This window comes from Engelhardtia mirabilis (assembly GCF_007748095.1).
GTDB lineage: Bacteria > Planctomycetota > UBA1135 > UBA1135.
Genome location: NZ_CP036287.1, coordinates 1 through 21065, shown reverse-complemented (window position 1 = coordinate 21065; position 21065 = coordinate 1). Strand labels below are relative to the sequence as shown.

Below are 21065 nucleotides of genomic sequence, written 5' to 3'. Positions count from 1 at the left end.
GGGAGTCGAATGAAGCGCGATCTGGGAATCAACTAACGACTGGGCCCAATGCTAGGGGAATCGTCCCGGCGACCGACGATTGTTTGCCGTTCGTGTCGGCGGCGGCCCCTACACCGAACCCGGTGCGGCCCGCTGGGCTGCGGAGCTCGCGACTTCGAGCGGGATTCCGTCCGCGGCTCTCATCACGTCGGGCCGATTGCGGCCCTTGGACGACTCCCCCACGCCATGAGCAAACTCCTTGTCCGCTGCCTCGCAGCCGATACCTCGGACCCTGCCAAGCTCACTGAACCCTTGATGCTCCAGGTAGGTTGCGCGATCGGGCCCTTCCTGAGTTCGATCGCCGATCCGAAGCAGGGCTACGGGCTGATCAAGAGCCTACTGACCGGTGTGATCGGCGCCGGCACGGTGACCGACGGCCAATCGTCGACGATCTACCGCGAGGAATTCGACTACGAGACCGGTCGGATCATCTGGGTCTGCTGTGACATGACGCCGATGAAGGTGACCAAGAACGCGGCCACGGTCACCGTGGTCGTCGAGGTCTGGACCGAGATCGAGCCGGTCTCCGCCAAGGCCTTGCAAGCGCGGGTGGAAGCGGGCGAGGTCGTCTACAGCTGACCCCGGGCCGACCAGCGAACGGGCCGCCGCGATGGAGGAGCGCGGCGGCCCGATCCGTTGGGCCTGATGGCCACAGCCCGTCGAGACTCAGCCCGAGTGGCGCAGGCGCGCCGCCCAGCCGCCATCCGCCGGGCCGTCGGTCAGATCGGGGAGCGACTCGAAGCTCTCCTCGAGCTGCCAGTCCTTGCGCTCGGAGAGGAAGCCCTTGACCTGACCCACGTTCTCGGAGGGCTCGAGGCTGCAGGTCGACCACACCAGGCGACCGCCGGGACGGACCCGCTCGGCCCCCTCGCGCAGGAGCCGCGCCTGGAGCTCGCGCAGATCGCGCATGGTCTTGGGGCCATAGCGCCAGCGCGCTTCCGGCCGCGCTGCGAGCACGCCGGTGTTCGAGCAGGGCGCGTCGATCAGCACCGCGTCGAAGCCGGACTCCCCCAACGACGAGGTGCCGTCCGTGAGGCACAGTTCGACGCGCTCGGTCAGTCCGAAGCGCGCGACGGTCGACGCCAGGCGCTCGAGCTTCGACTCATCCACGTCGCAGGCCACGACGTGCGCACCGGCCGCGGCCATCACGGCGGTCTTGCCCCCCGGTGCCGCGCAGAGGTCGAGGATGCGCTCGCCTTCGGCGGCTCCGACCAGGGCCGCGGCCCGGGCGGCGGTGGCCCCCTGGATCGTGATCGCTCCGCGCTGGAAGAGGTCGCTGGCGACGATCGCCCCCGTCGCCTCGGGCGCGAACAACAGCGAGTGGCCGCCCACCGCAAGGGGCTCGAGATCGTCCGTCTGCAGCTCGATCAGCACCGACTCGAGGTCCTCGTCGAGTACCTGCACCGACAGGGGCGGCTCACGCAGGGCGTCGGTGGCCAAGCGACGCATGGTCTCGTCGCCGAAGCGGTTGGCCCAGGCCTTGGCCAGGGAGGACGGGATCGACAGGGCGTCGGTCACCCACAGGAGCGGATTCGCGCCCTGGGGATCGCGCATGAACGGCTCGTCCAGGTGCCAGTTGGTCAGCGGGATGTCGCGGCGCGGATCGCCGCAGTGACCCTCGCGTCGGGCGCGAATGGCGCTGCGCAGCACCGCGTTCACGAAGCGGCCGCGGGCGATGTCGAGCACAGCGTTGGTGGCGTCGACCGTGGACGAGACGGCGGCGTGGTCGGGAACGCGGTCGAGGAAGAAGAGCTGAGCCAGGCCCAGGTGCAGGGCGGTCGCCACCTCCGGCTTGGGCTTGCGCTGGGCGAACTGGTCGACCAGGGCGCGCAGGGTGCCGAGGCGCCGGTAGGTGGTCGCCACCAGGTTGCGAAGCAGGGCCCGGTCGCGGTCCTCCAGCTCGTGCTGCGCGGCGATGCGATTCAGCTCGCGCAGGGGCGCGGTGCCGCCGTAGCGCATCACTTCCCAGGCCGCGAGTCGCACCTTGAAGCCGGGGTCGTCGTCGCGTCGGGTCACTCTTGCTCCTGGCCCAGGGGGACTTCGGGGTCGATCCGCGCGCCGCGCAGGAAGTCGGCGGCGAGCATCGGACGCTTGCCGGCCGGTTGCACCTCGAGCAGTTCCAGCGCACCGCGGCCGGCGTGGATCACTAGGCGCCCCTGGTCCAGGGCTGCGGGGTCGGGCGTGCCAGGGGCACCGCTCGAGCCCCCCACCACCGCCGCTCGCTTGACGCCGAGCACCCGACCGTCCGCCAGGGTCGTGCGGGCACCGGGGCGTGGATTCATGGCGCGCACGCGCCGCTCCAGGGCCGCGGCGTCGTCGCTCCAATCGAGCACCCCGGAGCGCTTGTCCAGCTTGCGACAGCGCGTGACCGCCTCGGGGTCCTGGGGCGTGAAGTGCGCGTCCCCGGCCGCGATCAGGTCCAGGGCCGCGATGGCCGCGTCCGCCCCGAGGTGCGCCAAGCGGTCGAAGAGCTCGCCCCCGGTGGTCTCGGGACCGATCGGGGTCTCGCGCGACAGCAGCACGTCGCCGGCGTCGAGACCGCGGACCATGCGTTGGACACTCACGCCCGTCACCGAGTCTCCGGCCAGAATCGCCGCTTGGACCGGGGCCGCGCCGCGCCAGCGCGGCAGCAGGGAGCCGTGCACGTTCAGGCAGGCGCGGGCGGGCATCGCGAGCAGCTCCTGGTCGAACAGCTCGCCGTAGCTCGCCACCAGGAAGACGTCGGCGTCCAGGGCGCGCAGGCGCGCGCGGAGTTCCATCTCGCGCGTCGACTCCGGCCGCAGCAGCTCGACTCCAGCGGCGTCGGTCAGGACCGCGACAGGCGAGCTCTGGGCGGCGCGCCCGCGGCCGGCGGGTCGATCGGGCGGCGTCACCACCGCCACGGGGCGGTGCTCACTGGACAAGAGCCGCTCGACGATCGGTGTCGCGAAGGGTGGCGAGCCGAAGAAGACGACGCGGATGGGAGCGGTCAAGACGCAGTGCCGAGCGGGACGGAGCCGCGGGGCCTAGAGGTGCTGCTCGACGAGCTCGACCAGCTTGTCGAAGGGCTGGACGCCGCGGGTCAGGCCGACTTCCTTGCCACCCTTGACGACCAGGAAGGTCGGGATGCTCATCACGCCGTACTCGGCCGGCGTCTTGGGGTTCTCGTCGATGTTGATCTTGACCACCCGCAGGCGATCGCCGAACTGCGCGGCGAGCCGATCGATGGGCTCGCTCATGGCCTTGCAGGGCTGGCACCACTCGGCCCAGAAATCGACCAGGACGGGAGTCTCGCTGTCGAGGACGGTCTCTTTCCACTGGGCGTCGGTGACGTCGGCTGCGTTGCTCATGGTGGGTACCGGTAGGGCTCTCGAAGGGTTCGGAGTCGGGTTCGGGCCGCAGAGTCTATCTGGCGGGCGGGGTCCACGGCGGGCCCCGGGACTCGAACCGGTCAGGGGAGTACGGCGATCTGGCAGGACTGGGACCGGACTCAGGGGGCGTCGGCGCCCTCGCCGGGCAGTTCGATCCCGGCAGCGGCCAGCTCGGCCTCGGCCGAGGCGGCGCGGGCCTCGTCGAGCTCCTCGAACTCGACCCCGGCCAGGAGGTCCTCGATCGGGGCCTCCAGGTCGTCGCGCATGCGAATGTCGATGTCCCCGGCCGTGCTCTCCTGGATCACGCTGGCCACGCCCAACTTGACCAGCTCGAGGATCGCGCAGAAGGACCCCACCAGGTGCTCGCGGGTGGCGGGCTCGTCGTAGCCCGACTCGACCATGCGCCGCAGCGAGAAGCCGCCGTCGGAACGCAGTCGATCGACCAAACGGTCGACGTAGAAGCGCATCGGGTGCGGGTCGCCGGCGATCCGGTGCGGGCTGTTGGCCAGGGTCTCACGCTGCAGGCGCGACCAGATCGCGAGCAGGTCGAAGACGGTGACCTCGCCCAGGTCGAGGGTCGGCTCCACGCGCGAGCGGGCCAGCTCGCCGGTCCAGCCGCGCGAGTGCAGCAGGTTGCGATCGACCCAACGCGCCTCGAGCAGCTCGGAGGACTGGCGGAAGCGGCGGTACTCGACCAGGCGCTGGATCAACTCGTCGCGCGGATCGAGCTCGGCCTCCAGGTCCAGCTCCTCCTTGGGCAGCAGCGAGCGCGACTTGATCGCCATCAACGTGGCGGCCATCACGACGAAGTCCCCGGCGGACTCGATGTCCACCTGCGAGAGGGCTCTCAGGTAGCCGAGGTAGTCCCCCACGATCGTGTGGATCTCGATCTCGTGGATCTCCACCTCCTGCTCGCGCACCAGATGCAGCAAGAGGTCCATGGGGCCCGAGAAGACGCGCTCGAGGCGCACCGTGTAGTCGTGACCCTGCTCGGCGCTGGCGGTGGCTGCCGCCGGCGTTGCAGCCGAGGCCGCGGTGTCCGCAGGGGTGGAATCGGCCGGAGAATCCGCGGCGGGAGCGGTGGCGGCAGACTCATCCGAACTGCCCGCATCGCCCGGATGCGCCGCTTCCGCAGCATTGCCAGCCTCTACCGCGTCGACGACCTCACCCTGGGCGACATCGTCCCTCACCGACGCTTCCGACGTCGACTCCGCTCCCCCGCTGGCCTCTGCCTCCGACGCCTCTTGCGTTCGAAGCTCGTCGTCCTCGGGCTTGTCGGTGCCCTCGAGCATCACCACAGCCCCCACAGCGTCACGAGTTCGTAGAGGAAAGACTCCACGAAATTGAGCGTGTTCCACAGCGCGACCTGGAACGGGCGCACGAACAGGATCAGGCCGAAGATCACGAGGATCCCATACTGCTCGATCGCTCCGTACAGGTGGCGCGCGTCGCGGGGCAGCAGCCAGGTCACCACCCGCGAGCCGTCGAGGGGGGGGATCGGAACCAGGTTGAAGACCGCCAGCAGGACGTTGAAACCGACGATCGCGGCCAACAGGTCCGGCAGCATCTTGCCCTCCCAGGCCCCCGACTTCAGGACCCCGTGGAGCGCGATCATCGTCAGGAAGGCCAACAGCAGGTTGGAGGCCGGGCCGGCGATGGCGACGATCGCGTTGTCCCGCAGGGGGTTCTTGAAGTTCGCCGGATTGACCGGGACCGGCTTCGCGCCACCGAAGATCCAACCCATGGTCGCGATCATCACGGCCGGCAGCAGGATCGTGTTGACCAGGTCGATGTGAGCGATCGGGTTCAGGGTCAGGCGACCCATGCGCTTGGCGGTGTCGTCGCCCAAGGCGTGGGCGGTCCAGGCGTGGGCGGCCTCGTGGAAGGCCAGGGACAGCACCAGCGCCGCGATCACCACGACCAGTCCGGCCGGGTAGTCGCGCAGCCTCTGGGAGATGAACGCGACCGGCCCCAGGGGGTCGAGGGCGCCGGCGAGATGGATGGAGAGGGTTGCCACGTTGAGGGTCTGGGCGCCGAACCTGGGCCGGGCGCGTGAGCAGGTTAGCGCGCGGGCGACGGCGGTCCCACGACCCCCGTCGATGGGACCGGCGAGTCGCCCCGAGTCTTTGGCACGGGTGGTCGTCGAGCGAGAGCCCCGCAGCCCGTAAATTGCCCGGCGCCAGGCCGCACGAGGACGCTTGCGAGGAACGACCACCATGCACGAGGCCCGTCAGCAGGAGCCCGGATCCAACCATCCCGACCACGGGTCGCGGGCGGCAGCGGATCTGTTGGCCCACGCCGCCGAGGTGATCCGTACCGAGGCCGAGGCCATCACGCGGCTCACCGATCGCCTCGGCTCCGACTTCGTCCAAGCCGTGCACTTGATCCTGGGCTGCAAGGGGATGGTCGTGGTGACGGGCATGGGCAAGGCCGGCCTGGTTGGCGCCAAGCTCTCCGCCACCATGGCCTCGACCGGCACGCCCAGCTTGACCCTGCACCCGGGCGAGGCCCTGCACGGTGACCTGGGGCGAATCCGCGCCGACGACGTCGTCGTGGCCCTGTCGAACTCGGGCGAGACGGCGGAGATCAAGGCCCTGATCCCGGCGGCGCGGCGCATCGGCGCCAACCTGGTGGCGATCACCGAGAGCCGCGAGTCGACCTTGGGGCAGCGCTCGGACTGTGTGCTCGAGTTGGGCCCGGTGGGGGAGGCCTGCCCCTTGGGGCTGGCGCCCACGGCCAGCACCTCGGCGATGATGGCCATCGGCGACGCCCTGGCGATGGTGGTGGCCAAGGCGCGTGGCTTCAGCCGCGAGGATTACGCCCGCTTCCACCCGGCCGGGGCCCTGGGCCGCAAGCTGCTGCGCGTGGCGGAAGTCATGCGCTCGGGGGATCAACTTCCACTCATCAAGGAGTCGGCGACCCTGTCCGAGGCGCTCGAGCTGGCGAGTCAAGTCCCTGGCCGCCACCCGGGGGCCACTTTGGTGGTTGGAGATGAGGGACAAATGGTCGGCATCTTCACTGATGGGGACCTCAGGCGCTTGCTCTTGGCCGCTGGAGGGCCTCCGGGAGCGGAGCCCATTGCAGCCCATATGGGTCGCAACCCCAAGTCGGTCCACCCCGACCAGCTGGTGGAAGAAGCTATGCACTTGATCCACGAATACAAGGTCGACCAGCTTCCGGTGCTCGACGACGACCGTCGCCCGGTCGGCCTCCTGGACGTCCAGGACGTGCTCGACCTGCGCCTCTGACCTGTCGAGCCCTTCCCTTGACCGCCACGGATCCCGAACTGGAACCCGAGTTGCGACGCACCCTGGCCGGGGTGCGGCTCGCAGTCTTCGACGTGGACGGAACCCTGACCGATGGCTCCGTGGTCTACGGCGATGGGACCGAGCTGCAGTCCTTCTCGGTGCGAGACGGCCAGGGCCTGGTGTGGCTGCGTCAAGCGGGGATCGAGCTGGCCTGGATCAGTGGTAGGGGCTGTGCGGCCACCGAGCGACGGGCCGCGGAGCTCGGCGTGACGCACGTGCACCTGCGTCGGGGGGGCAAGGCCGAGGTCCTGGCACAGGTTCAGCGTCGCGCGGGCGTCGGCCCCGAGGCGACCCTGGCCATGGGGGACGACCTGCCCGACCTGGCGCTCTTCGCGGGGGCCGCCGTGCGGGCCTGCCCGGTGGACGCCGCGCCCGAGTTGATCGAGCGAGCCAACCTGCCCTGCAGCCTGCCCGGTGGTCGCGGAGCCGCGCGGGAGGTCTGCGAGGCTCTCCTGAAGGCCCGCGGCGAGTGGCCGGCCATCGTCGGACGGTACACCCGGTGATCCGTCGAACGATCGCCTTCCTGCTGCTGTTCGGCGGGGGCCTGCTGGCCCTCAGGCAGTTCTTCGGGGTCGAGCTCGTGGCTGATTGGTCCAAACCCCAGCGCTCGTTCCCCGAGCGCGGCCGCAGCGGCGCCGTGGTCACAGGAGAGGAGTTCGGCGCTGCCAGGCTGCTGCTCAGCGGGGCCACGGTGTTCAGCAGCTACGTGCCGCTCGGCGGCCGCGGCGTCCCGCTCTACCGGCTCGTGGCCCAGGACTCGGAGACCAGCGACGACGGCTCGGTGGTGCTCGAGGACCTGGTGCTCGAACTGTTCGACGAAGACGACGGGGAGCTGACGGTCCTGCTGACGGCGGCGCGGGGTCGCACGCGGTTGGAATCCGACGACGGTGGCGTCGAGCCGAGCCTCTCGAACCAGATCTCCTTCGAGGACGTGGAGGTCAAGCTGGTGCGGGGATCGCGGTTGGTGCCGCTGGTGATGACCTCCGACCACCTGGTGGGAGACCTCGAACGGAGCCGCTTCACGACGACTACGCGGGCCCTGGTGAAGGGCAGCGGGCTCGACGCCGAGGGCTCGGCCCTCGACCTGGACCTGAGCACTGGGCGAATCGAGTTCGCGAGCGACGCGCGCTGCACCGTCGTGGCCGGTCCCAACGGTCGCGGGCGGCTGGTCAGCTCGGGTCCGATGTTGATCGAGCGCTTCGACCCGAGCGACGAGACTCGGCTCAAGGTCGTTGCCCAGCGGCGCGCCCTGTTGGTGGTGGAGGGTGACGACGCCTTGTCCTTGGACGCGCGCCGGATCGAGATCGTCGGCCACGCCGACACGACCGAGGGCACCGCGGATGCGGACGCGGACACCGAAGAGGACGAGGCCCTGGTCTTCGAGTCCCTCTTCGCCGAGGGCGAGAGCACCCTGCGAATGGATGGCCACCGCTTCCAGGGCCAGCGGGTGGACTTCCAGATGTCCCCCGATGGTCGGCTGGGGTCGGCGCGCCTGACCGGCGGACCCGAGGCCCACCTGGCGCTCGAGCCGCCGACCGAGGGTGCCGGGCCAGCCGGTGAGCCGGAGATCCTGCGGGTCTGGGGCGAGAGTTCCATGGACCTGACCCTCTCGCCCGATGTCTCCGTCACGGTGGCCGGGCCGGCGCAGCTCGATTGGCGCGACACGGAGCTGTGGGCTGCCGGCGGCCTCGCCGGAAGGCCGGCCACCGACGACCTTCCGGCCAGCTTCCGGGCCTGGTCGGGGGTCGAGGTGCACTTCGCCGGCTGGACCCTGAAGACCCTGGAACTCGACGGCAAGATCGACGCCGAGCGACTGGAGGTCACGACCCTGGGCGAGAGTGAGGTCACCGGCGTCACGCGCGAGGGCGAGGAGTTGAAGCTGATCGCCTACGAGAGCCTGACCTTCGAGGCCCGCGAGGATCGCTGGACCGTGCCCTCGGCCGGCCGCATCGCCCTGAGCCTGCTCTCCGACCCGCCGGTCGCTGCCAGCGCCGACCACCTGACCGGCTTCGACCCCGAGACCCTCGACTTCGTCGCCGACGGCAGCGTGGAGTTGATCACTCGGGGCGACTTGCTGCGGGGCGAGAAGGTCGTGGCCAAGGGCATCGACGACATCACGATCAGCTCCGGCGGCGAGCAACGGGTGGTCTACGTCTCCGACCGCGGGGAGGTGCTTGCCCATCAGATCACGCGCGTCCCAGGGCGCATCCTGGCCGAAGGCGACGTGGACGCCGAGCTCACCCTCGATGACCTCACCGGTCGCGTCCTGGCCGGGCGCGTGGAGATCCTGGGCGACTTCGACCGCGACACGACCGTCCAGAGCTTGGGGCGGACCGAGTTGAACGCCGCCGGTGCGGTGAGCGCGAGCTTGGACCAGAGCGGCTCGCACTTCGACCTGTCGGGCGACGCCCTGAGGATCCTGCGGGTGCCGGTGGGGGAACCCGACTTGGTCATGACCGAGCTGCGGGTCACCGGGTCGGTCGAGGCGATCACGCGCGGCGCCTACGGCGACTACGAACTGCACTCGGACCAGCTCGACGGCTTGCTCTACGCCCGCGACGGCGAGGCCCTCGAGGAAGGCGTGGGCCAGGACTCGCAGGGTGAGTTGGTGGCCGAGGGTCACGTGCACCTGGAGAGCCTGGGCACTCCCGAGCTGACCGCGCAGGGCGGACGCCTGGTGCTGCTCGAAGGCGGCGTCGGCACCCTCGACCCTGGCGAGGACGGCATCGTCCTGGCCGAGGGGCGCCTGCCAGGCACAGGTCGCCCCTTTGCACTCGAGGCCCTGGCCTTGCAGTTCGCCCCCGATGGATTGATCGCCGACCGGCCGAATCTCGTGCTGGACATGCCCGACGCCGGCCTCGAGCCGTCGCCCCTCGACGGGCTCAAGGCCACCGCCGCGCGCTTGGTCGCGCGACCGGAGAAGTTGTCCTTCAAGGGCAACGTGACCTTCGTCGGGCGCATGCCGAGCGGATCCACCTGGACCCTGCGTGCGAACGAGGCCGACTTCATCGGCGATCCATCCAGCGACCCGTCCAAGCCGCGCCTGGCGCGGATGGTGGCCGATGGCGCGGTGCGACTGGCGTTCTCGGATGGACCCACTGCCGAGGGTGATCGCTTGACCGCCCGCACCTGGTCCGGCGTGATTCACCTCTTGGGCCGGCCGGCAATCATCCAACAACCTGGCGGCCTCCGCTCGGAAGCCGAGTGGTTCAAGATCGACGCGCGTGAGTACTTGATCGAGTCCGGTCCGGGAGGCACCGGGTGGGCGGACGGCATCGGCGGGAAGCAGAGGCCACAGCGGTGATCGCCCACCACCAGGCCAGAGGCCGTGGCGCAGCACCGCGGTCGGGTCGGCTCGTGGCCCTAGCGGCGACGCTCGCCGCCACAACGGGGACGTCCGCCTTCGCCCGAGGCCCCGTCCAGCAGGATCCGGCCGTGGTCGGTCTCCCGCCGATCACCTACGACTACACGCGCAACCTGCTCGACGGCGATGCGCGGTTGGTGGTCATGCAATCGCCCGTCTTTCGCTACGACGATCGCGAGGTCCACGCCACCTGGGCCATCGCCTGGCTCGACCGGGATGGGGGCGAGTTGTGGAACCCGCAACAGCCAGGCGACCTGAGGGTCGGCGCCCCGGCTGCGGTGGAGCAGGGGCAGGAGGGCCCGGTGGCCCAGACTAGCTTCGGCGACATGCTGAAGCGGCCGGAGTTGTCCTCCGTACGCGAGCTCTACCTGGAGGGGCCGGTCGAGTTCTACCAGGGGGGCCAGCGAGTGGCTTCGGCCGGCGCCCTGTACGTGGACCGCATCGATGGCCACGGCTGGGTTTCAGAGGGCCGGATCCATGTGCGTGAAAAGATCGGCGGCAGCCGCTTCGTGTTCAAGGTTCGCGCGGACTGGCTGCGGATCAGCTCGGACGGTTCCCTGCGGTCCGACAACGCGCAGATCACCACCTGCGAGCACGAGGTCCCGCACTACTACCTGCGCACCGACGAGCTGCGGATGGCGCCCACCGGCGATCCGGAGTACCCCTGGCGCGTGAGCCTCAAGGGCAACCGCCTGCGGATCGCGGACCGCTTGACCCTGCCCCTGCCGCCGATCAACTACGTGGCGGACGAGGACGGCGAGCCGGCATTGCGGAACCTGACGGTGGGGGACTCGGCGCGCTACGGTCCGACGGTAGGTGTGGGCTACGCAAGGGACCTGCGTGAGTTCGGCCGCGGCGTGAACCGTTGGTTGTCTGGTGATCCCGACAACTTCCGGGCCAAGTTCAGGGTCGATGCTTCCTACCTGGGCTCGCGCGGCCTGCTGCTCGACCTGGGCCTGCGCCTGCAGTCCGAGGGCCACTACCGCATCGACACCAACTTCGGGATCATCCCCGACGGCGCCGAGGACCGCGGGTTGGTGCGGGTCGACGAGGCCGATCGCGAGACCCTGCGGACCTGGTTCCGAACCCGCGGCCGATTCAACATCGATCCCGGCGAGTGGATCGACGTGGTCGTCTCCAAGCAGAGCGATCCGGGGGTCCAGGCCGAGTTCTTCGAGAAGGACTATCTGCAGTTCGAACAACGCGAGACCTACGTCCACTGGCGTAAGGCCTGGGGCGCCAACTACGCCAGCGCGAGCGCTTCGGTCCTGGTCGACAATTGGCGCACGGACGTGGAGGAGTTGCCCGAGGCGCTGTACGCCCGCCAGCGCACGACCATCGGTCACGTGGCCGCCGCGCCCCTGGTCTGGAGTTCCCAGGCCAGCTCGGGCTGGTACCGGCGACTCGAGGGCGACCCCGAGTACGAGGTCGGATTCACCGACGGGTTCGGCGAGAAGGAGACGGCGCGGGTCGCCATGACCCACCGTTTCGAGCTTCCGATCCCGGTCGCGCAGGGGGCGGCCCGGCTGATTCCCTACGCCGACATCCAAGGCGCGGCCTGGACCGACGCGGCCGACGACGGCGATGCGCCCTCGCGCAGCGCCCTGATCGTCGGCGCCAAGCTGACGTCCAACCTCTGGAAGCGTAGCCGTCAGGGTGGGCTCGCCGAGTTCGCGCCGACGATCGGCGTCAGCCGCGACGTCGCGGTGGCCGACGGGGGCGGGTCGCTGATCCCGATCGATGAGCTCGAGCAGCCGATCGAGGGCACCTTCCTTGACGTTGGACTGCGGGCGCGGCTCGAAGCGGCTCGATTTCCCTTCAACCTCGACGCTGAGGTGCGATCGCGGCGAGTGTTCGACTCACCCGACGTCGAGGGCCCGAGTTGGCAGTCCGTCGACGTCTTGGCGGGCATGACGACCAAGCTCGGTCCGGTGCCCGTGGCCGTGATCCACGACGGACGCTACGACCTCGCGTCGAGCTTGACCGAGTACTCGCGCACCAGGCTCAAGTTCAGCCCGATCGAGCTGCTCGACATCGAGGCTGGCTTCACCATGGCCCGCGATGATCCGCCGAGCAACCAGAAGGTCTTCGAGGCGGCGACCTTTGGCGCCCTCTACCGCTTCACCCCGAAGTGGGAGTTCGAAGCCCGCCAGACCCTCGAGTTGCAGGGCTCGAAGTCCCTGAGCGCGCGCGGGACGATCCGCCGCTACGGCCACGACATGGTGGTCGAGTTCTTCGTCTACAAGCGCTCCGGCGAGGGCGGGACCTCCTTCGGCATCAGCCTCTCCCCGGCGATCACTGCCAGACGCCGCCCGCCCGTCCTGTTGCCCTCGGGCGAATTCGCCGACTGACCTGGCGCCCCCCCAGCCGGATAGCATGTGACCGCCGTGCTCGCGTTCATCCAGAACATCAACCCGACCGAGCTGCTCTTGATCGCCGTGGTCGCGGTCCTGATCTTCGGGCGCCGCCTGCCCGAGGTCGCCGGCCAAGTCGCCGGGCGAGTCCAGCAGGCCCGGCGTGCCTTCAACGACCTCAAACGCGAGACCGGCATCGACGAGGAGATGCGTAGGGCGCGGCGTAACTTCGAGTCCGCCATCCACGACGCCAAGTTCTCCGCGGAACGAGACCCCGCCGCACCGCGTATCCAGCCCCCCAGCTCCGGCGGCGCCGTGGGCCGAAGCGCCGCATCGGGAACTCGAGGCGACCTGCCCGGGGGCCTCGAAGACCCCGCCGGCCGAGGCATTGAGCGCGGCATCCTCGATCCCAACGGCCCCCAAGGGGGCACGACCGTGATCGATCCCCGGGACATGGACAACCGGGGCCGCGCGAACGATCGCGTTGGCGACAAGCTCGAGGAGCCGGCAGTCCCGCCCCCCGGTGGCCCCGACGACGGCCCGCACGGGGGCTCGGAGGATTCCTCCAGCGAGGAGTCCGGCGACGACGGCGACCTCGCGAGCCGTCCCTAGCCTCCCGGCTCGGGAACTCGGCCTGGCCTCCGGGGCTCGGCCTCCTGGCTTCCTGAACACCCGGGGCCTCATGGCGCCTCCCCGGCGCTTCATGGCGAGGGGCTTCGCGAGGTAGGTCCTGGTCTCGGCTTCCTCCTCTGCCTTCGCCTCTGTCCTCGGAGCCTCTGTCCTCGGAGCCTCTGTCCTCGGAGCCTCTGTCCTCGGACTCGCCAACACCCCTGTCGTCGGCCACCACCGCCCCCACCCGCCCGGGTGGGCCCAGCGATTTGGACGGTTCGATGGGCCCCCGGTTACACCCCAGACCGGATCTTCTTGCCGGCGGGGGTCCCGGGGTCGCCCCTCGTCTCGAGAAATGGACAGAGCTTCCTTCAGGGGCCTGGGGGCGACGACCGAAGGGACCGGAGTCCCCTGTACCCAAGGGGGCGTCCCCGTGAAGCAGACTCAGCGCCTCGACTACGAGCGATTGGCGGACAGTATCCGCGACCGTCAGATCATTGACGGCGAGACCATTCGTCACACGCTCCACGAAGCCCTGTCGACCGGTGCTCTGTTCACCGAGTTGCTCGTGCGACAGGGGCTGCTCTCGGACTGGGAGCTGTGCCGCATCGCCTCGGAGGTCTTCAACCTGGCGTTCGTGCCGGTCGACCTCTACGAGCCCAACGAGGAGCTGATCGGGCTGTTCGACTCGGAGTACCTGCGCCAGTACTGCCTGGTACCTCTGGACCGATTCGGCGACCTGGTCACGATCGCCATGCCGGCGATGGTTCCCTCCGAGATCCTTCAGGAGCTCGAGGACCGCCACAAGGTCAAGATCCTCGGCCTGGTCGGCTCGGTCGGCAGCAACCAGTCGTGGCTCGAGCGCCACCTCCCCGCGGCGTCGCTGGCGGACCTCTCCAGCGAGTTCGGCGACGTGGCCGAGGGTGGTGAGTGGGGCGGGATCTTCGACGCCGGCGACGCAGCGGTGCAAGAAGACCTCTGACCCCTCCGCGCGCGGAAGCCCCGACGAAGGTCGAGGCTCCCGGCACGGGCGTTTCGCCGCTCCCACCGACCGTCGAGGCCGTCAGATGTCGAGGTTCGTCGCTTCGAGTGCGTGGCGCTCGATGTACTCGCGCCGCGGCTCGACCCCGGTGCTCATCAGGATCGTGAAGATCTCGTCGGCCTTGATGTCGTCTTCGAGTCGCACCTGGTAGAGGCGCCGACGCGTCGGGTCCATCGTCGACTCCCAGAGCTGGTCGGGGTTCATCTCACCCAGACCCTTGTAGCGCTGGATGTCAACCTCGCCCTGGGCACCCTCGCGCACGGCCTGCGCCAGGCTCAGGAGATCGGGAACCTGCTGCTCGGCCTTGTTGCCGCTGATCAGCCAGTCTCCGCCGCCGCGGAACTTCAATCCGTGGTCCTCGAGCCGCTTGAGTACGGCGGCCAGCTCGCTGTACCCGATCAGGTTGTGCGTGGCGACGTGAGCGTCGGCCCGGTCGATCTTGCTCTCGGGTCCGCGGTAGACCTTGAGCTCGCCATCGGTGAGACCCTTGCGCAGCTCCATGAAGTTGCGCAGCTCCTGACCGTTTTCGAAGAAGTGGTCGACGCCTTCGACCGAAGCCCAATGCTCGGGGACCTGCACACCGTCCCAACTAGCGATGATCTGGCGCACGTTGACCCCGGCCCAGATGGGCAGCAGTCGATCGCAGAGGTCCTCGACCTTGCGCAGGTCGTCGGCCACTTCCCGCAGCTCGGGGCCCGAGAAGGTCCGACCGGCGACCCGGTCCTCGATCACCGTCGAACCCAGGCCGTACTCGACCAGCAGCCGTCGCAGCTCCGAGTCCGTCGCCAAGTAACGCTCGTTCTTCTTGTGCGTCACCTTGTACAGCGGCGGCTGCGCGATGTAGAGGCGACCGTTGTCGATCAGCTCGCGCATGTGGCGGAAGAAGAACGTCAACAGCAGGGTGCGGATGTGGGAGCCGTCCACGTCCGCGTCCGTCATGATGATCGTCTTGCCGTAGCGCAGCTTCTCGAGGTCGAACTCGTCCGCGATGCCACAACCGAGGGCCGAGATGATGATCTGGATCTCGGAGTGGGCCAGCATCTTGTCCGGCGTGGCCTTCTCGACGTTCAGGATCTTGCCCTTCAGCGGCAGGATCGCCTGGAAGCGCCGATCGCGACCTTCCTTCGCGGAACCACCGGCCGAATCACCCTCGACCAGGTAGATCTCGGTCGCTTCCTTGTCGGTGCTCTGACAGTCGGCCAACTTGCCGGGCATGTTGCCGCTGGCCAAGGCCGTCTTGCGCCTGACCAGGTCTCGCGCCCGCTTGGCCGCTTCGCGCGCCTGCATGGCGCGCTGGGCCTTCTGCAGGATCGACTTGGCCTGCTGCGGATGCTCTTCGAGGTACGTGCCCAGGGCTTCGGACACGACGGATTGCACGATGCCCTGGGCATCGCGGTTGCCGAGCTTGTCCTTGGTCTGACCCTCGAACTGCGGATCGCTGATGTAGAGCGAGACCACCGCCGAGAGTCCCTCACGGAAGTCGTCGCCGGAGGGCACCTTGTCATCCTTGAACAGCTTCGAGTTCTTGCCGTAGGTGTTCAGGGTGCTCGTCAGACCCGCGCGGAAACCGGCCAAGTGGGTTCCGCCGCCGTGGGTGTTGATGTTGTTGACGAAGGTCGAGACCGACTCCTGGTAGCCGTCGCTGTACTGCAGCGCGACTTCGACGAAGTAGGTGTTCCCACCGGAGTCAGGGACCTCGACCTCACGGCTGAAGTGCACCACGTCGGCTGTGATAGCCGTGCGGTTCTTGTTCAGGTGCTCGACGAAGGCGACCAGACCCTGGGGGAAGTTGTACTCCTCCTCCTGGGAGGTCCGCTCGTCGCGCAGGAACAGGGCGATGCCGCGGGATCCCATCAGGTAGCCGGTCTCGCGCATGCGCCGCGCGATCCGGTCCCATTCGAATTCGACCGTGGTGAAGATCGTCGCGTCGGGCTTGAAGCGGATCACCGTGCCGGTCTTGTCGGACTCACCGATGACTTCGAGCTGTCCCTGTCGCTTGCCGCGCTGGAAGCGCATGCCGAAGACCTTGCCCTTCTGGTGGACTTCGACCTCGAGCCACTCGGATAGGGCGTTGACGCAGGAGACGCCGACGCCGTGCAGGCCGCCGGAGACCTTGTAGGCACCACTGTCGAACTTGCCGCCAGCGTGCAGCTTGGTCAGCACCAGCTCGACCGCCGAGATGCCCTCCTTCTCGTGGATGTCCGTGGGGATGCCCCGCCCATCGTCGGAAACTCGGATCGAACCGTCGACCTCGATGGTCACGTCGCAACGGGTGGCAAAGCCCGCCAGGGCCTCGTCGATGGAGTTGTCGACGACCTCCCAGATCAGGTGGTGAACCCCGCGCACATCGGTGTCACCGATGTACATGGCCGGACGCACTCGAACTGCCTCGAGCCCCTCGAGAACGGTGATTGCGGAGGCGCCGTATTCGGTCGGTTGCTTGGACTCGCTCATGGTTGGGTGCGCCTGGGCGCGGGCGGACGGGGGTCAGTCGGAATAGACCCAGTCGACCGAGGCTCAGCGAGAGACAGTGCTGTCAGGCTGAGCGTCGACGACGCAGCGGGCAGGCTCGATGCAGTCGGTGTCGGTACAGGCGGTCCCGATCGGCTCGGGATCCACCGCGTTCAGGTTCCGGCTTGGTGCTTGAAGACCAGGCGCTTCACGCGCTCGTCGCCGAGGACCTCGTTGAGGCGTTTGCGCAACCCCTCGCCGTGGAAGGCGACGAGCTCGTGGTAGTGGCTGGCAGAGGAGACGTCGATGGAAAGCTCGCCCTGTCGGAAGCGGACGGGACGGGCGACCGCAGCCAGCGAGACGCCCGCCACTTCGTTCCAGGCGTCGAAGACGGGATCGGTCCGCTTGGGTCGATCGAGGCCGGCGGCGTGGGTGATCTCACCCAGGAGCTCACCGAAGCTCGTGGGCTCGGAGCCACCCCGTCCAGGCCTTCCGTTCGTCAAGTCAGGCTCCGTAGTGATCGAGGTGCCGGTAGCGACACGCTGCGGTCGGTCAGGCTGCGGACGGATCGCCCTGTCGCAACCGTCAGGCGTCGGCCGTGATCGGCATCACGATGTAGATGTAGTTCTCGCCCAGGGTGAACTTGCCGGGGCTGGTCCGGTCGTTGAACTCCAGGCGCACGAGGTCGGTTTCGCAGTTGCGCAGACCGTCGAGCAGGAAGTCGGGGTTGAAAGCGATCTCCGCCTCCTCGCCCTTGTAGTCGATGTCGAGCTGAGACTCGGCCTTGCCGCTGGTCGAAGACCGTCCTCGGATCGACATGGTCTTCTCGGCGACGGTGAGCTTCACGGCGCGAGCGTCGGCGGTGGTCACGTTGGAGACCAGCTTCAGCTTCTTGGCCATGAGGTCCGCATCCGCTTCGACGGTCTTGCTCGTCTCGGCGGGGATCACCGCGGCGTAGCGGGGGAATTCACCATCGATGACTCGCGCGAAGATCTCTGCCGCGCGGGTCTTGAGGCCGACCTGGTTGTCCGAGAACTGCAGCGAGATCTGCTCGAGGGTGTCGTCGATCACCCGACACATGGCCTGCATGGCCTTGGTGGGGACGATCGCCCGCCTGGGCGCACCGGTGTCGTCGATGGGCGTCGAGGCCACGGCCAGTCGGCGACCGTCGGTGGCGACCATGCGCAGGACCTGGTCCTCGACCAGGGTCAGGATCCCGTGCATGGCGTAGCGTCCCTGCTCCTTCGCGGCGGCGAAGGAGGTGCGGCTGACCAACTTGGCGAAGTTGCCGCCCTGGATCGACAGGGCGCCGGTGCTCTCGAAGCGCACGAGGGCGGCGGTCGGGAACTCGTCCGGGTCCGTCGTGGACAGGGTGCAGGTGTCGGCACCACCGACGATGGTCAGGTGCTCACCGTCGGTGCTCAGCTCGACGGTGTCGCTAGCCAGATCGCGCACGAAGTCGGCAGTCACTCGTCCTGGCACGAGGGCGGTGCCTGTCTCGGCGACTTTCACATCGTCGAGGCGGTAGCGCATCGACACCTCCAAGTCCGTGCCGACGAGCTCGAGAGCATCGTCCGTCGCGGCGAGGTAGATGTTCTCGATGGCCGGGCGCGTGCTCTTGGTCGGCACGATGCTCTGCACGAGCGCGAGGCCTTCGCGCAGGCGTTCTCGGTCACAGAGGACTTTCATCGCTTCGTCGTCTCGGGGCTGATGCGGTTGTTGTCGAGCGCAAGGCGTTCGACGGTGGTGTGTCGCTCTCTCGGACTGCTTCCTCGCGCGGGGCCCGGCCCATCGGAGCCGGGGCCCCGACGCGCGCAGGGGTGCTCGGAGGCAGTTGTATTCTTCTTCGTCTTAATAAGGGACGACTCGAATCGGGGAGAGAGTGCAGGGTCGTGCTTGTAACCACTGTTTCTCGAGAGACTTGGATCGGTCGCAGGCGCCTTGGTAACAGCCGGCGGGCTGTTCAGTCGCGTGGACGAAGTGTGGAGATCCGGGGTAGTTCTCAAGGCCGCTTCGTGCGGCTGGCGGAGTTTGGTGGACGGCAGTGGAGAGATCGTCGATCGGTCAACGGCTTGCGCGCAGCCCGTGAGCGGCTTGTGAGTCGGTTGTCAGGGTCTTCTCCCGGACTTGTTCACATCCAGTGTCGGGCGGTGGCGCGTGGATCGGTTGCGCGTTCGGCAGTGGGGACTCGACGTTGAGCGCAGGTTGGACCGGAGCCGCGCCTCGGTTGGGGGGTCTGCGTTGCTCGGGCTCGACCTGTCTGACGGGGGGACGGGCGTACCGCGTGGGAGGTCCCCTGAATTAACGTCGGCCCATCATAGCGGCTCGCAGGGGGCTCCGGCAGGCCCGGGAGGCAGCCAATCGAGGCCTTGTTCGGGCCTGTCGGCGCGCGGCCGATGGCGAGCCTCGAAGGGCCCGCGTAAGGCTTGGTCAGGGCTGATCGAGATCGAACCCCGTTGCCGCGGCGGGGAACGGCGGGGACGGCGTACCACAGCCGTCCCCGTGCGCTCGCACCGTGGGTGGGCTCGGTCAGGGAGAGCCCAGAGAGAGTCAGGCAGATTGACTGTCGCAGCTCGCCTGGAAGCGAGTGGGACCCGAGCTGAGGCGAGGCAGGGCGGGCGAGAGGCAGGGGCCAGTGGATGACTGCGGCGACATCCTGTTGGCGGCTCCCAGGGGCCGCGTGGGGGGAGCCTGGAGCCGTCCAGGGGCCTCAGCCGCCCCGAGGGCCGACCTTGGCGACCGCCGGGATCTCCAAGGCCAGAGCAGGCTCTCGATCAGCCAACGGGCTCAACGGGACGCGGGCGAGTCGAGCTGACGCTGCAGCTCGCGGACGGACGACAGGCACTCGGCGTCGGTCTTCGACAGGCGTGTGATCTTCTGGATCGCGTAGAGCACCGTGGAGTGGTCGCGACCGCCGAAGTATCCGCCGATCTCCTCGAGGGACAGGCGCGTCACGCGCCGCGCGAGGTACATGCCGACCTGCCGTGCGTAGGCGATGGCCGCCGTCCGCTTGCGGGACTGGATGTCCGACAGGCGCATGCTGAAGTGCTGGGTGACGACCCGCAGCACGTCCTCCATGTTCGGGGCACTCGGCCGCGCGTCGAAGACTTCGCTGAGGCACTCGCGCGCCAACTCTTCGCTGACGGGTCGCTGGGCCAGGGCGGCGTAGCCGAGAACCTTGGTGACGGCGCCCTCGAGCTCGCGGATGTTGGTGTCGATGTGCTCGGCCAACAGACGTGCGACCTCTTCCGGGAGTTCGTGCCCGCGCTCGCGGCTCTTGCGCTTGAGGATCGCCATGCGTGTCTCGTAGCAGGGCGGCTCCATCTCGGTGACGAGGCCCCACTTGAAGCGCGAGACCAGGCGGCCCTGCAAGGTCGGGATGTCCTTCGGCGGACTGTCCGACGAGAGCACGATCTGCTTGCCGGCGTTGTAGAGCGTGTTGAAGGTGTGGAAGAACTCCTCCTGGGTTCGCTCCTTGTTCGCGAGCAGGTGGATGTCGTCCACGACCAGCACGTCGACGTTGCGGTACTTGTTGCGGAACTCGTGCAGGTCGCCGTTCTCGAGCGCGCTGATGAAGTGATTCACGAACGTCTCGCAGGAGAGGTACAGGATCCGGACGTCCGGATTCCGCTCCAGGAGCGCGTGGCACAGGGACTGCATCAGGTGGGTCTTGCCCAGACCCACGTTGCCGTGCATGAAGAACGGGTTGTACTGCTGACCCGGCGACTCGGAGACGCCCACCGCGGCGGCGTGTGCGAAGCGGTTGCACGGCCCGACCACGAACGCGTCGAAGCGGTAGCCGGGGTTCAGACCGACGTCGCTGGCGGAGAGCAGACCGCGATGCCGGCGCGGCGCCGGGGTCATTTCGAACGACGCGCGCGTGTGGGTCTGACCGGTCGACGGTCGGTCGGGCTGCTCGGGCCCATCGGTCCGCCGCGGCGATGCGGCCCCGCGCTGTCGGCTCTGCGTCGATGCCGCGCGGATCCCGTCGATGGGGGTCTCGGGCGAGGGCGGGAGGACGGCCGCAGCGCCGCTGGCGTGTGCTGGCGGCGCCGGGCCGTCACCCGTCGGGGGCATGGCACGTCGGGGAGTGATGGTCAACTCGGCATCGACCTCGAAGATGACCTCGCGCGACGAGCCCACGACCTCACTCACCGCACGTTCGAGCACGTCGGTGTAGAAGTTGGCGATGAAATAGCGGGTGAAGCCGTTCTGCACGGCAACCGTGGCCGTCTTCGCATCGAGGCCACGCAATTCGGCGCGACGGAACCACGTGTCGAACTGCTCCCGTTGGATGAACGTTTGGAGCACGCCTTGGATGTCGGCCCAGATCGCGTCGAGGTGCTGAGCGGGGACTTGCCCGCCATCGTGGTCGTGTGCGCCGTGGGGATCACCGCCGGGAAGCCCTTCGATCGAGAGCTCGCCTGCAGCTTCGGCGCGGAGCGCGGGACCGTCCACGCTCGCCGCGCCCGTCTCTTGGTGGAGGGGGCGCGGTCGGTCGTTCTGAGGAACGCGAGCGTGCGGCTCGAATGAGTTGGCTTGGTGCAT

General features: G+C 68.7%; 18 protein-coding genes. 9 read left to right on the top strand and 9 right to left on the bottom strand.

Annotation, left to right across the window (positions count from 1 at the left end; all coding sequences use genetic code 11):
- Positions 1-225 precede the first annotated feature (225 nt).
- On the top strand, positions 226-618 hold the full coding sequence (locus Pla133_RS00085; RefSeq protein ID WP_145061131.1) for a hypothetical protein: 393 nt from the start codon (positions 226-228) through the stop codon (positions 616-618).
- Between the two features lie 87 nt (positions 619-705).
- Here the strand turns inward: Pla133_RS00085 and Pla133_RS00080 are convergent, their stop codons facing one another.
- From Pla133_RS00080 to Pla133_RS00060, 5 genes are all read right to left on the bottom strand, one after another.
- Entirely contained in the window at positions 706-2055 is a 1350-nt protein-coding gene (locus tag Pla133_RS00080; RefSeq protein ID WP_145061129.1) for a transcription antitermination factor NusB, read from the bottom strand.
- Entirely contained in the window at positions 2052-3011 is a 960-nt protein-coding gene (fmt, locus tag Pla133_RS00075; protein ID WP_145061127.1) for a methionyl-tRNA formyltransferase, read from the bottom strand. Before fmt ends, Pla133_RS00080 begins: the two co-directional genes overlap by 4 nt.
- A gap of 33 nt (positions 3012-3044) precedes the next feature.
- Positions 3045-3368, bottom strand: coding sequence for a thioredoxin (trxA, locus tag Pla133_RS00070; RefSeq protein WP_145061125.1), 324 nt, complete (start codon positions 3366-3368; stop codon positions 3045-3047).
- Positions 3369-3508: 140 nt separating this feature from the next.
- Positions 3509-4681: a segregation and condensation protein A gene (locus Pla133_RS00065; RefSeq protein WP_145061123.1), complete on the bottom strand. Its 1173-nt coding sequence runs from the start codon at positions 4679-4681 to the stop codon at positions 3509-3511.
- Positions 4681-4956 (bottom strand): site-2 protease family protein, encoded by a 276-nt coding sequence (locus Pla133_RS00060; RefSeq protein ID WP_419192465.1) that lies wholly within the window; start codon positions 4954-4956, stop codon positions 4681-4683. Before Pla133_RS00060 ends, Pla133_RS00065 begins: the two co-directional genes overlap by 1 nt.
- Positions 4957-5044: 88 nt before the next feature.
- Here Pla133_RS00060 and Pla133_RS00055 point away from each other — a divergent pair, with 88 nt between their 5' ends.
- The 7 genes from Pla133_RS00055 (at position 5045) to Pla133_RS00025 (ending at position 14006) form a co-directional block, all read left to right on the top strand.
- A complete protein-coding gene (locus Pla133_RS00055) occupies positions 5045-5185 on the top strand; it encodes a twin-arginine translocation signal domain-containing protein (protein WP_145061119.1) in 141 nt (46 codons plus the stop codon).
- Positions 5186-5605: 420 nt separating this feature from the next.
- Positions 5606-6637, top strand: coding sequence for a KpsF/GutQ family sugar-phosphate isomerase (locus Pla133_RS00050; protein WP_145061118.1), 1032 nt, complete (start codon positions 5606-5608; stop codon positions 6635-6637).
- Between the two features lie 17 nt (positions 6638-6654).
- Entirely contained in the window at positions 6655-7200 is a 546-nt protein-coding gene (locus Pla133_RS00045) for a KdsC family phosphatase (RefSeq protein WP_145061116.1), read from the top strand.
- The gene (locus Pla133_RS00040) at positions 7197-10001 is read left to right on the top strand and encodes an LptA/OstA family protein (protein WP_145061113.1); all 2805 of its coding nucleotides are present in this window, start codon (positions 7197-7199) and stop codon (positions 9999-10001) included. The genes Pla133_RS00045 and Pla133_RS00040 overlap by 4 nt, the downstream gene beginning before the upstream one ends.
- 131 nt (positions 10002-10132) lie before the next feature.
- Positions 10133-12412 carry an LPS-assembly protein LptD gene (locus tag Pla133_RS00035; protein ID WP_145061111.1) on the top strand — a complete coding sequence of 760 codons (2280 nt, stop codon included), beginning with the start codon at positions 10133-10135 and terminating at the stop codon, positions 12410-12412.
- 36 nt (positions 12413-12448) lie between these two features.
- Entirely contained in the window at positions 12449-13027 is a 579-nt protein-coding gene (locus Pla133_RS00030) for a Sec-independent protein translocase subunit TatA/TatB (RefSeq protein WP_419191969.1), read from the top strand.
- Between the two features lie 430 nt (positions 13028-13457).
- Entirely contained in the window at positions 13458-14006 is a 549-nt protein-coding gene (locus Pla133_RS00025; protein ID WP_419191968.1) for a GspE/PulE/PilB domain-containing protein, read from the top strand.
- An 81-nt stretch (positions 14007-14087) separates the two neighbouring features.
- Here Pla133_RS00025 and gyrB read toward each other — a convergent pair whose 3' ends face one another.
- The 4 genes from gyrB to dnaA all read right to left on the bottom strand — a co-directional run bounded on the left by gyrB (position 14088) and on the right by dnaA (position 20828).
- Positions 14088-16520, bottom strand: a complete 2433-nt coding sequence (gyrB, locus tag Pla133_RS00020) for a DNA topoisomerase (ATP-hydrolyzing) subunit B (RefSeq protein WP_145061105.1) — start codon at positions 16518-16520, stop codon at positions 14088-14090.
- A gap of 170 nt (positions 16521-16690) precedes the next feature.
- Entirely contained in the window at positions 16691-17020 is a 330-nt protein-coding gene (locus Pla133_RS00015) for a DciA family protein (RefSeq protein WP_419191967.1), read from the bottom strand.
- Positions 17021-17102: 82 nt separating this feature from the next.
- On the bottom strand, positions 17103-18206 hold the full coding sequence (gene dnaN / locus Pla133_RS00010; RefSeq protein ID WP_145061101.1) for a DNA polymerase III subunit beta: 1104 nt from the start codon (positions 18204-18206) through the stop codon (positions 17103-17105).
- A 1098-nt stretch (positions 18207-19304) separates the two neighbouring features.
- Positions 19305-20828, bottom strand: coding sequence for a chromosomal replication initiator protein DnaA (gene dnaA / locus Pla133_RS00005; RefSeq protein ID WP_419191966.1), 1524 nt, complete (start codon positions 20826-20828; stop codon positions 19305-19307).
- Between dnaA and Pla133_RS25715 the strand changes: the two genes are divergently transcribed.
- A complete protein-coding gene (locus tag Pla133_RS25715) occupies positions 20808-21050 on the top strand; it encodes a hypothetical protein (RefSeq protein WP_419195415.1) in 243 nt (80 codons plus the stop codon). The two genes, dnaA and Pla133_RS25715, sit on opposite strands and share 21 nt — an antisense overlap.
- The last annotated feature ends 15 nt before the right edge of the window (positions 21051-21065 follow it).